Origin of the sequence: Pantoea sp. GM01 (assembly GCF_000282675.1) — a bacterium.
Classification (GTDB): Bacteria; Pseudomonadota; Gammaproteobacteria; order Enterobacterales; family Enterobacteriaceae; genus Pantoea; species Pantoea nemavictus.
In genome coordinates this window covers 48,948-59,921 of sequence record NZ_AKIU01000089.1, presented here as the reverse complement: position 1 = coordinate 59,921, position 10,974 = coordinate 48,948, and the positions used below count along the sequence as shown (strand labels likewise).

Here is a 10,974-nt window from a genome sequence, read left to right as displayed (position 1 = left end):
CCGGCGGGATGAATTTCTTCACTCCCTGCTAAGCCGCCTGCGTTGCCGCTTTGCCGTCTCAGTGGTGGCGCATTATAGGGAGTTATTCGGAGGTGACAAGTGCAAATTCAAAGTTTTTGCACGACCGCTCACTTTCCAGGCGATACGTTGTAAAAACCAGCTATTTCTTGCGATAAGGCCAAAAAAACGGGCCCGAAGGCCCGTTTTAATCACAATGGATTATTGGTGAGCAACAATCACATCATCTTTAACGTCCATTTCAATAGTTTTACCCGGAACCAAAGCACCAGAGAGAATCTGCTGCGCCAGCGGGTTTTCAATCTGCTGCTGGATTGCACGCTTCAACGGACGCGCACCATAAACCGGGTCATAACCATTTTCGCCAAGCAGCTTGAGCGCCGCCTCAGAGATATGCAGTTGATAACCGCGCTCCTCGAGACGATGATACAAACGCTGCAACTGAATCTGCGCAATAGATGCAATATGTTTTTCGCCCAACGGGTGGAAAACTACCATGTCATCTATACGGTTGATAAATTCAGGACGGAAATGCTGTCCAACAACCGTCATCACCACCTCTTTCATTTCCGGATAATCCAGAGAACCAAAACGTTCCTGAATGAGATCGGAACCGAGGTTCGAAGTCATGATGACTACGGTATTACGGAAATCGACCGTACGGCCCTGTCCGTCAGTTAAGCGCCCATCGTCCAGTACTTGCAACAAGATGTTGAACACATCAGGGTGCGCCTTCTCAACCTCATCCAGTAAAATAACTGAATAAGGACGACGACGTACCGCCTCCGTCAGATAACCGCCCTCTTCGTAACCAACATATCCTGGAGGAGCACCCACCAGACGCGACACCGAATGTTTTTCCATAAACTCGGACATATCAATGCGTACCATCGCATCGTCACTGTCGAACAGGAAGTTAGCCAGTGCTTTACACAATTCGGTTTTACCCACGCCGGTTGGTCCGAGGAACAAGAAGGAACCAATCGGACGGTTTGGATCCGACAAACCTGCACGACTACGACGGATTGCATTCGATACCGCTTCCACCGCTTCGTTCTGACCGATCACTCGAGCGTGCAGCTCTTGCTCCATGCGCAGCAACTTCTCACGTTCACCTTCCATCATGCGCGCGACAGGAATACCGGTCCAACGTGCCAGCACATCGGCAATCTCCACATCCGTCACGCGGTTGCGTAACAGCTTCATGGTTTTACCTTCAGACTGCGTAGCGATGGCTAACTGTTTTTCCAGCTCTGGAATTTTACCGTACTGCAGCTCAGACATCTGACCAAGGTCGCCAACACGACGCGCTTGCTCCATCGTCAGGCGTGCTTGCTCCAGCTCTGCTTTAATGTTCTGCGTGCCGGTTAAGGAGGCTTTTTCCGCTTTCCACTCCTCTTCCAGTTCAGCGTATTCACGCTCTTTCTGATCGAGTTCGCTTTCCAGCATTTCCAGGCGCTTCAGGCTGGCGTCATCCGACTCCTTCTTCAGCGCCTGCTGCTCCAGTTTTAACTGGATGATGCGACGCTCCAGACGATCAAGCGACTCCGGCTTAGAATCCATTTGCAGACGAATGCTGGATGCCGCTTCGTCGATCAGGTCAATCGCTTTATCCGGCAGCTGACGATCGGAAATATAACGATGCGAAAGCGTTGCCGCAGCCACAATCGCGGGATCGGTGATCTGCACGTGGTGATGCAGTTCATAACGTTCCTTAAGACCGCGCAGAATTGCGATGGTATCTTCCACGCTCGGCTCAGCCACGAATACCTTCTGGAAACGGCGTTCCAGCGCGGCATCTTTCTCAATGAACTGACGATACTCGTTCAGCGTGGTAGCACCAACGCAGTGCAGTTCACCGCGCGCCAACGCTGGCTTCAGCATGTTACCCGCATCCATTGCGCCGTCCGCTTTACCAGCGCCAACCATCGTGTGCAACTCGTCGATAAACAGGATGACGTTACCTTCCTGTTTCGCCAGATCGCTAAGCACGCCTTTAAGACGCTCTTCAAATTCACCGCGATATTTGGCACCCGCCACCAGCGAGCCCATATCTAAAGCCAGTACGCGACGCCCCTTCAGCCCTTCCGGAACTTCACCATTAATGATGCGCTGTGCTAAGCCTTCAGCGATGGCGGTTTTACCTACGCCGGGCTCACCAATCAACACCGGGTTGTTTTTGGTACGACGCTGCAACACCTGAATGGTGCGACGGATCTCTTCGTCACGACCAATGACCGGATCAAGCTTGCCTAGCTCGGCACGCTCTGTAAGGTCAATAGTGTATTTCTTCAATGCCTGACGCTGATCTTCAGCACCTTGATCGTTCACGTTATCTCCTCCCCGTAATTGGTCGATGGCCTGAGAGAGTTTTTCCGATGTCGCGCCAACTGACTTCAATAGATCAGCCAGTGAGCCACGTGAATCGAGGGCCGCCAAAACAAATAATTCGGATGATATAAAGTTATCGCCGCGCTTTTGCGCCAGCTTGTCGCACAGATTAAGCACCCGAATAAGATCGGCGGATGGCTGGACGTCACCATCGGTACCTTCTACCTGCGGCAGTCGATTAATTGCTTCTTCGATACTGGTACGCAGACCAGCTACATCGGCACCCGCTGCGCTTAGCAACGGACGCACCGATCCGCCTTCCTGATTGAGCAACGCGCTCATCATGTGAAGGGGTTCAATGAATTGATTGTCATGTCCCAGAGCAAGGGACTGTGCATCGGCTAGAGCCAGTTGAAATTTGTTAGTAAGACGATCCAGACGCATAATTCCTCCCATTACAGGTCAAAATGCTACTGGAGATTAAATGAGGTCATCCCTCAAATTTTTCAAGGTTAATGACCTGAGTTGTGAGCAAAAAATACGCTAACTGGACCGTCTTGTGGCGTAAGGTTATCTCAGCCAAATCAAAGTTGCCATACGCCCGGTGATGCCGTCGCGCCGGAAGGAGAAAAAATCATCACGTTCATGGAAGGTACAACGCGCTGAACCACTTATGGAGTGCACGCCGGCGGCCTGCAGACGCTGGCGTGCCAGCATCCAAATATCGGCAAAATATTTGCTACCTTCCGGGCGAAAAGCCTCTTCAGCTTGTTCGGCGTGAGCCATAAATGCCGATCTGACTTCTGGCCCAACTTCAAATGCCTGCGGACCAATTGCCGGGCCAAGCCAGGCATGGATGTCTTTCGCCGGACAATGAAACTGCGATAAGGTCTGTTCCAGTACGCCATTGCAGAGGCCGCGCCAGCCAGCATGTGCCGCTGCTACTTCACTGCCATCTCTGCTGCAAAACAGCACCGGCAAGCAATCCGCCGTCATCACTGCGCAAACCACCCCGTTTTCACGCGTAATTGCAGCATCCGCAGGAGGTAGCGTCTCCGTTGAAGGTAAACGCGCGACGACCTGACCATGGATTTGATTTAGCCATTGCGGCATCGCCGGTAACGCCAGCTGCTCAACTAAACGTTGCCGATTAAGCGCAACGTGCTCTGCAAGGTCGCCGACGTGTCCACCAAGATTCAGCGAATCCCATGGTGCATGGCTTAAACCGCCAAAACGTGTGGTGGAACATGCCCGAACACGCTGCGGCGCAGGCCAGTCCGGGATGATCCATTCACTCATAGCCAATCCATCTGATCGCGGAACTCATGGGTATCGGCTTTCAGGGCATCAATCAAATCCACCATATCCTGCGGCAATGGCGCATGCCATTCCATCTCGATACCGGTAATCGGATGATAAAGACGTAACATCGTGGCGTGCAGCGCCTGACGGTCAAAGCCGCGCAGCGTATTGATGAAGGCTTCAGAGGCACCTTTTGGTGGACGTGGACGGCCACCGTACAACGGATCACCCACCAGCGGGTGGTCGATATGCGCCATATGCACACGAATCTGATGCGTACGGCCGGTTTCCAGGCGCAAACGTAAACGCGTATGGGCACGGAAGTGTTCCATAATGCGATAGTGCGTGGTTGCCGGTTTACCCATTGGATGTACTGCCATGTGCGTACGTTTAGTTGAGTGGCGCGCCATTGGCTGATCCACCGTACCGCCCGCTGTCATGGTACCAATGGCTACCGCTTCATATTCACGCGTAATTTCACGCAGCTGCAGCGTTTCAACCAGGTGAGTTTGTGCAGGCACGGTTTTCGCAACCACCATCAAACCGGTGGTATCTTTATCCAGACGATGAACAATACCTGCACGAGGTACGTCAACGATCGGTGGATAATGATAAAGCAGTGCATTAAGCACCGTGCCGTCAGGATTACCGGCGCCTGGATGTACCACCAGACCACGCGGCTTGTTGATCACCAGAATATCGTCATCTTCATAAACGATGTTTAAGGGGATATTTTGCGCTTCCCAGCGTTGCTCTTCTTCGATCTCAGCATCGATCGCGACATGCTCACCGCCAAAAACTTTCTCTTTTGGTTTATCGATGATGGTGCCGTTTACGCTGACTCGACGCTCGAGAATCCACTCTTTTATACGAGAACGTGAATAATCAGGGAACAATTCTGCCAAAGTCTGATCTAAGCGTTGTCCAAGTTGTGCTTCGGACACCGTTGCGGTGAGTTGAACTTGTTGTGCCATATACAGCTTCTTCGTTAACGTTGGGTTTTCACGGCGATGCCGTTTAATATAATGTGCTATCGTACCTGGCCATAATTGGGAGCTATACGGACAGCTTCTGCTATAACACTTTGAGGATAATCATTTCGTCATGACGCGTATGAAACATCTGGTGGCTGCTGCCACACTGAGCCTGAGCCTGGCGCTTGTGGGCTGTTCCGGCTCATCGGATCCCGTCCCGGACAGCCCGCCGTCTGAAATTTACGCCACGGCTCAGCAAAAGCTGCAGGACGGTAACTTTAAAGCGGCGATTAAGCAACTGGAAGCACTGGATAACCGCTATCCGTTTGGTCCTTACTCGCAGCAAGTACAGCTGGATTTGATCTACGCGTATTACAAAAATGCCGATCTGCCACTGGCGCAAGCCGCTATTTCACGTTTTATGCGTCTGAATCCAACCCATCCGAACATCGACTATGTCATTTATATGAAAGGTCTCACGGATATGGCGCTGGATGATTCAGCATTACAGGGCTTCTTCGGTATCGATCGTTCCGATCGCGATCCGACGCACGCTCGTGATGCTTTCCGTGACTTCTCGCAGCTACTGCGCGGTTATCCAAACAGCCAATATGCTGCGGATGCGCAGAAACGTTTGGCGTTCCTGAAAGAACGTCTGGCGAAGTATGAACTCTCGGTGGCGCAATTCTATACCAAGCGCGGTGCGTATGTCGCTGTAGTTAATCGTGTGGAAACGATGATGAAGGATTATCCGGACACCGAGGCAACTCATGAAGCGTTGCCGTTGATGGAAAATGCTTACCGTCAGCTTCAGTTAACGACTGAAGCCGATAAAGTGGCGAAAATCATTGCGGCTAATAATCAGTCCTGATTATTACATCCACAAAAAAAGCAGCCCGCGCGGCTGCTTTTTTTATGCCATTTTTTGGTTAACTCAATAATTTTATAGATTTATCGCTAATGTTATCCATTCAATAATGCGCCCTTCTTCGCTCATCTTCAAGCGGTACCCGCCACTTTCCCGGCCTTTCTCACAATTAAGCGGCATTGACAAAATGTGACATTTCAATGTGATCCAGATCACACATTTTCTTAATATCCACGGTATGCTGGTCCTACCCAGACGGAAATGACAGAGAGGTTTAACTATGATTCTGAACATTACCAGCAAACAAATGGAAATCACCGAGGCCATCCGTAATCACGTTGAAGAGCGTCTCGCCAAGCTGGAAAAATGGCAAACACATCTGATAAACCCTCACATTGTGTTATCGAAAGAGCCGAAGGAGTTTGTGGCAGATGCCACCATTAATACGCCTAACGGAACGCTGGTTGCCAGCGCGAAACATGATGATATGTACACGGCCATCAATGACTTGATTGCCAAGCTGGAGCGACAACTCAATAAAGCGCAACATAAACCCGAAGCCCGTCGCGCCAACAGCAGTGTGAAAGATTTCATGCCAACGGAATAAACATACATCTTCAGTAACGCGCCTTCGGGCGCGTTTTTTATTGACAGCTTTAAATCACTGCGGTTACTCTCAAACCACCTCATCTATGGAAACAACCATGAAACATCTACCGTTCTTCTTCGCATTCTTTTTTACCTTCCCCTGATTGGGAGGCGATTCGTCATGTGAAAATGAATGCGAAGACGAACAACAAAGCCTCCCAAATGGGAGGCTTTTTTATTGGACATTTTACAGGTGAGCCCTATGAATCCCGAAAATCCACTACTGGCGTTACGCGACAAAATCAGCGCCGTTGATGAAAAACTATTAGCGCTATTGTCGGAGCGTCGCACCCTGGCCGTTGAAGTCGCACAAGCCAAACTTGCCACACATCGCCCTATTCGCGACGTTGAACGTGAACGTGCTTTACTGGAAAACCTGATTTCTCTGGGAAAAAAACATCAGCTTGATGCGCACTACATTACCCGCTTATTCCAACTGGTAATTGAAGATTCCGTTCTTACCCAACAGGCTTTACTGCAGAAAAACCTTAATCATCCACATGCGCACGCTCCGCGTATTGCATTCCTGGGCCCGAAAGGTTCTTACTCGCATCTTGCAGCGCGTAAATATGCCACACGTCACTTTGACTCCATGGTGGAGATCGGCTGCCTGAAGTTTCATGACATCATTCATCAGGTCGAAAGTGGTCAGGCGGATTACGCGGTGATGCCCATCGAAAATACCAGCTCTGGCTCTATCAACGACGTTTACGATCTGCTCCAGCAAACCACTTTATCAATTGTTGGCGAACTGACCATTCCCATTGAGCACTGTGTATTGGTAAATGGCACCACCGATCTGCAGCAGATAGAAACGGTTTACAGCCATCCACAGCCGTTCCAGCAATGCAGCCAATTTATTAATCGCTTCCCGCAGTGGAAAATTGAATACACCGAAAGTACTGCTGCTGCGATGGAAAAGGTTGCAGCGTTGAATTCACCGAAGGTTGCCGCATTAGGCAGTGAAGCGGGCGGTGAACTGTATGGATTGCAGGTTTTAGAGCGTAATCTGGCCAATCAACAGCAGAACCATACGCGTTTCATCGTGCTGGCTCGTAAAGCGATTGAAGTATCCAATCAGGTACCGGCGAAAACTACGCTGATTATGGCGACTGGCCAACAAGCCGGTGCACTGGTTGAAGCACTGATGGTGCTACGCAATCATGGTCTGATTATGAGTAAACTTGAGAACCGTCCAATCAACGGTAATCCATGGGAAGAGATGTTTTACATTGATGTGCAGGGCAATCTGCAATCTGAAAGTATGCAGTTAGCGTTGGCTGAGTTAAGCGGCTTAACCCGTTCATTAAAAGTACTCGGCTGTTATCCGGGCGAGAATGTGGTGCCAGTAGAACCACGTCTCTAAGTAAAAAAGGCATCCATCTGGATGCCTTCTGTTTTACTGACGGCTGTCGTTAGCCGATCGCAGCATGCTTCTACTTTCAACCAGGAAACGCTTAGCGTAATCACCAAACCAATGCTCGACACGCTGGAAGCTGTCGATGAAAGCTTGTTTATCGCCTTGCTCCAACAGTTTGATGGCATCGCCAAAGCGCTGATAGTAACGTTTAATCAGTGCCAGATTGCTCTCAGACGACATAATAATGTCAGCATAAAGCTGCGGATCCTGTGCAAACAGACGTCCAACCATTGCCAATTCGAGGCGATAGATGGGCGAAGACAGCGCTAATAGCTGATCCAGATTGACGTTCTCTTCGGCCAGATGCAGGCCATAAGCGAAGGTCGCAAAATGACGCAACGCCTGGATAAACGCCATATTCTGATCATGCTCGACCGCACTGATGCGGTGTAAACGCGCGCCCCATACCTGAATCTGCTCAAGAAACCACTGATACGCCTCCGGCTGACGACCATCACACCAAACCACAACCTGCTTCGCCAGGCTGCCGCTATCCGGACCAAACATCGGATGCAGGCCAAGTACCGGCCCAGTGTGCGCGGCAAGCATGGCCTGCAACGGCCGATTTTTCACCGAGGCCAAATCGACCAGAATGCAGTCTTCTGGCAACTTCGGTAATTCACCGATAATTTGTTCTGTGAGATGGATCGGCACACTGATGATCACCATGCCTGCATCTCGCAGCAACGCGTCTGATCGATCCCAATCGCCTTTGTCCAGAATGCGCACCTGATAACCAGACAGCGTAAGCATCTTTTCGAACAGACGTCCCATCTGGCCACGACCACCGACGATCACCACTGGACGCAATGTTGGGCAGAGTGTTTTGAAGCCTTTATCATTCTCATGCGCGTAGGATTCGCGCATTAAACGACGCAGCACATCTTCAATCAAATCCGGCGATACGCCGAGTGCCTCAGCTTCCTGACGGCGTGAAGCCAACATGCTAGCCTCACGCTCAGGAACATAGATTGGCAAACCGTAGCGGCTTTTGACTTCCCCTACTTCGGCAACCAGCTCTAGTCTTTTTGCCAGTAAGCCAAGCAAGGCTTTATCTACTTCATCAATTTGATCGCGTAGCGCGGTCAGTTCAGCCACCATGACTCATTACACCTCGTGTGACAGACGCGCCGACAGCACTCCCTGCAGATCCTGATGGATTTCACGCAGCAAGGTTTCAGTGGTTTCCCAGTTAATGCAGGCATCAGTGACGGACACACCGTATTTCATGTCACTGCGTGGCTGCTCGGAAGACTGGTTACCTTCATGAATATTGCTTTCCAGCATCAGGCCAATGATGGAACGGTTGCCATCTTTAATCTGCGCGATAGCCGATTCGGCTACGCCAGGCTGGCGGCGATAGTCTTTGTTAGAATTACCATGGCTGCAATCTATCATTAAGGCCGGACGCAGTCCCGCTTTCAGCATCTCTTTTTCACACTGAGCGACATCTTCTGGGCCATAGTTTGGCGCTTTTCCGCCGCGCAGAATCACGTGTCCGTCAGGATTACCCTGCGTTTGCAACAGACAAACCTGCCCGGCCTGATTGATACCGACAAAACGGTGCGGCATCGCGGCGGCGCGCATCGCATTAATAGCGGTACCGAGGCTGCCATCCGTGCCATTTTTAAAGCCAACTGGCATAGAAAGGCCCGATGCCATCTCTCGGTGGGTTTGTGATTCGGTGGTACGCGCACCGATAGCCGACCAGCTGAACAGATCGCCAAGATATTGCGGGCTGTTTGGATCCAGCGCTTCCGTCGCCAACGGTAAACCCATTTCCACCAGATTAACCAGCAGCTGACGCGCAATGTGCAGCCCGGCTTCCATATCAAACGAGTTATTCATATAAGGATCGTTGATTAACCCCTTCCAGCCGACGGTGGTACGAGGTTTTTCAAAATAAACGCGCATAACGATGTACAGCTGATCCTTCAACTGTGCAGAGAGAGATTGCAACTGACGGGCATAGGCAAGTGCAGCTTCGGTATCGTGAATCGAACAAGGACCACAAACCACCAACAGGCGCGGATCGCGGCCTGCAATAATGTCAGCAATGGTTTGGCGAGAAGACGCAATTTGCGCTTCCTGCGCCGCAGTGAGCGGGAATTTTGCTTTCAGCTCTTGCGGAGTGATTAAAATCTGTTCGTCGGCGATATGCACATTGTTCAGCGCGTCTTTTTGCATGATTGCGATCCTTTTTTACTCGTTTATGCGGTTTGGGATCCTCAGTGAGGATGGCGCTCACTTTATCACACTCTGTACATCATGCAATCCATATATGTACAGTTTTGTTACCACCAACAATAAATAATCACGACTCAATATAAATGATCATATATATCAATAATATATAAATATGCGCGCAACACAGCAGTGTAAACTAATGGTTACACAGACCTTTTTGCCAACTGTATTTATTATTCAACGCGTAGCTAACATTTTGTTATTCTGACATTTTTCAGGAGCCGTACGATGCCTATTCCCATTGTGAAATTACGTCCCTTTACCCTGCAAGATATCGATGTTTTTACGGAGGCCGTTAATGAATCCTTGAGCACTCTTAAGCCCTGGTTGGCGTGGGCGCATGATGATTATCTTTTAGAGGAAGCGGTTAGTTGGATCAATTTCACGCACATCCAGCGAACCAAGGGTGAGGCTGAAGAGTTCGCCATTGTCGATGACAAGGATCGGTTATTGGGTGGCGCCGGTATACGCTTCGCCAGGCATCCGGGCGAATTTAGCGCATTAGGATATTGGGTACGAAGTGATGCTCAGCGGCAAAGCGTAGCAACCCGCGCGGTAGCGCAGTTAGTCGAGTTTGGCTTTCAGCATCCACATATTAATCAGCTTGAGATTCTGGCTGCAGAAGAGAACCACGCGAGTCGTGCAGTGGCATTGCGTAGCGGCTTTTCGTTTGTCGATTATCGCTACGGATTGATCGTATTAGCCAATGGCGCGGTCAATACGGCGATTTATCATTTAAAGCGACCATAAAAAAGGGGCTGACCAAATGGCCAACCCCTTGTTTGCTATTAACTTTGAGAAGTCGCTTACGCGCCAAGACGCTCTTTGATACGAGCAGACTTACCGGTACGCTCACGCAGGTAGTACAGTTTGGCTTTACGCACAGCACCACGACGTTTAACAGCAATGCTGTCAATTACTGGTGAGTGAGTCTGGAACACACGCTCAACACCTTCGCCGTTAGAAATCTTACGAACAGTGAATGCAGAATGCAGACCGCGGTTACGAATAGCGATAACCACGCCCTCGAATGCCTGCAGACGCTTCTTAGAACCTTCTACGACCCATACTTTCACTTCCACGGAATCACCCGGACGGAATGAAGGTACGTCCTGCTTCATCTGCTCTTGTTCAAGTTGCTTGATAATGTTGCTCATAATTAAATC

At 50.2% G+C, this 10,974-nt stretch carries 11 protein-coding genes and 1 other annotated feature; of the genes, 5 read left to right on the top strand and 6 right to left on the bottom strand.

Annotation, left to right across the window (positions count from 1 at the left end):
- Window positions 1-219 precede the first annotated feature (219 nt).
- The 3 genes from clpB to rluD all read right to left on the bottom strand — a co-directional run bounded on the left by clpB (window position 220) and on the right by rluD (window position 4,625).
- Window positions 220-2,793: an ATP-dependent chaperone ClpB gene (gene clpB, locus PMI17_RS22865; protein ID WP_007893341.1), complete on the bottom strand. Its 2,574-nt coding sequence runs from the start codon at window positions 2,791-2,793 to the stop codon at window positions 220-222.
- A gap of 126 nt (window positions 2,794-2,919) precedes the next feature.
- Window positions 2,920-3,648, bottom strand: coding sequence for a purine nucleoside phosphorylase YfiH (yfiH, locus tag PMI17_RS22860; RefSeq protein ID WP_007893337.1), 729 nt, complete (start codon window positions 3,646-3,648; stop codon window positions 2,920-2,922).
- On the bottom strand, window positions 3,645-4,625 hold the full coding sequence (gene rluD, locus PMI17_RS22855) for a 23S rRNA pseudouridine(1911/1915/1917) synthase RluD (protein WP_007893335.1): 981 nt from the start codon (window positions 4,623-4,625) through the stop codon (window positions 3,645-3,647). Before rluD ends, yfiH begins: the two co-directional genes overlap by 4 nt.
- A 130-nt stretch (window positions 4,626-4,755) precedes the next feature.
- On the opposite strand from rluD, the gene bamD reads away from it, so the two are divergent.
- The 4 genes from bamD to pheA all read left to right on the top strand — a co-directional run bounded on the left by bamD (window position 4,756) and on the right by pheA (window position 7,507).
- A complete protein-coding gene (gene bamD, locus PMI17_RS22850; RefSeq protein WP_007893327.1) occupies window positions 4,756-5,496 on the top strand; it encodes an outer membrane protein assembly factor BamD in 741 nt (246 codons plus the stop codon).
- A 277-nt stretch (window positions 5,497-5,773) separates the two neighbouring features.
- Window positions 5,774-6,100, top strand: coding sequence for a ribosome-associated translation inhibitor RaiA (gene raiA / locus PMI17_RS22845; protein WP_007893325.1), 327 nt, complete (start codon window positions 5,774-5,776; stop codon window positions 6,098-6,100).
- Between the two features lie 96 nt (window positions 6,101-6,196).
- Window positions 6,197-6,321, top strand: a sequence feature (Phe leader region).
- Window positions 6,198-6,245 carry a pheA operon leader peptide PheL gene (gene pheL / locus PMI17_RS25460; RefSeq protein WP_100703679.1) on the top strand — a complete coding sequence of 16 codons (48 nt, stop codon included), beginning with the start codon at window positions 6,198-6,200 and terminating at the stop codon, window positions 6,243-6,245. (Overlaps the previous feature by 48 nt.)
- A gap of 22 nt (window positions 6,322-6,343) precedes the next feature.
- Complete coding sequence (gene pheA / locus PMI17_RS22840) at window positions 6,344-7,507, top strand: bifunctional chorismate mutase/prephenate dehydratase (RefSeq protein ID WP_007893323.1); 1,164 nt, start codon at window positions 6,344-6,346, stop codon at window positions 7,505-7,507.
- Between the two features lie 33 nt (window positions 7,508-7,540).
- Here the strand turns inward: pheA and tyrA are convergent, their stop codons facing one another.
- Together tyrA and PMI17_RS22830 are read right to left on the bottom strand one after the other, a co-directional pair.
- Window positions 7,541-8,662 (bottom strand): bifunctional chorismate mutase/prephenate dehydrogenase, encoded by a 1,122-nt coding sequence (gene tyrA, locus PMI17_RS22835; protein ID WP_007893321.1) that lies wholly within the window; start codon window positions 8,660-8,662, stop codon window positions 7,541-7,543.
- Window positions 8,663-8,668: 6 nt separating this feature from the next.
- Complete coding sequence (locus tag PMI17_RS22830) at window positions 8,669-9,748, bottom strand: 3-deoxy-7-phosphoheptulonate synthase (protein WP_007893319.1); 1,080 nt, start codon at window positions 9,746-9,748, stop codon at window positions 8,669-8,671.
- A 288-nt stretch (window positions 9,749-10,036) separates the two neighbouring features.
- Here PMI17_RS22830 and PMI17_RS22825 point away from each other — a divergent pair, with 288 nt between their 5' ends.
- Window positions 10,037-10,558: a GNAT family N-acetyltransferase gene (locus PMI17_RS22825; protein ID WP_007893317.1), complete on the top strand. Its 522-nt coding sequence runs from the start codon at window positions 10,037-10,039 to the stop codon at window positions 10,556-10,558.
- A gap of 56 nt (window positions 10,559-10,614) precedes the next feature.
- Here the strand turns inward: PMI17_RS22825 and rplS are convergent, their stop codons facing one another.
- The gene (gene rplS, locus PMI17_RS22820; RefSeq protein ID WP_007893316.1) at window positions 10,615-10,965 is read right to left on the bottom strand and encodes a 50S ribosomal protein L19; all 351 of its coding nucleotides are present in this window, start codon (window positions 10,963-10,965) and stop codon (window positions 10,615-10,617) included.
- Window positions 10,966-10,974: the final 9 nt, after the last annotated feature.

Excerpts from the sequence above, each read along its gene's own strand:
- PMI17_RS22830 (WP_007893319.1), bottom strand. The coding sequence starts at position 9,748 with ATGCAAAAAGACGCGCTGAACAATGTGCATATCGCCGACGAACAGATT.
- yfiH (WP_007893337.1), bottom strand. The coding sequence starts at position 3,648 with ATGAGTGAATGGATCATCCCGGACTGGCCTGCGCCGCAGCGTGTTCGG.
- tyrA (WP_007893321.1), bottom strand. The coding sequence starts at position 8,662 with ATGGTGGCTGAACTGACCGCGCTACGCGATCAAATTGATGAAGTAGAT.
- raiA (WP_007893325.1), top strand. The coding sequence starts at position 5,774 with ATGATTCTGAACATTACCAGCAAACAAATGGAAATCACCGAGGCCATC.
- pheA (WP_007893323.1), top strand. The coding sequence starts at position 6,344 with ATGAATCCCGAAAATCCACTACTGGCGTTACGCGACAAAATCAGCGCC.
- PMI17_RS22825 (WP_007893317.1), top strand. The coding sequence starts at position 10,037 with ATGCCTATTCCCATTGTGAAATTACGTCCCTTTACCCTGCAAGATATC.
- rplS (WP_007893316.1), bottom strand. The coding sequence starts at position 10,965 with ATGAGCAACATTATCAAGCAACTTGAACAAGAGCAGATGAAGCAGGAC.
- rluD (WP_007893335.1), bottom strand. The coding sequence starts at position 4,625 with ATGGCACAACAAGTTCAACTCACCGCAACGGTGTCCGAAGCACAACTT.
- clpB (WP_007893341.1), bottom strand. The coding sequence starts at position 2,793 with ATGCGTCTGGATCGTCTTACTAACAAATTTCAACTGGCTCTAGCCGAT.
- bamD (WP_007893327.1), top strand. The coding sequence starts at position 4,756 with ATGACGCGTATGAAACATCTGGTGGCTGCTGCCACACTGAGCCTGAGC.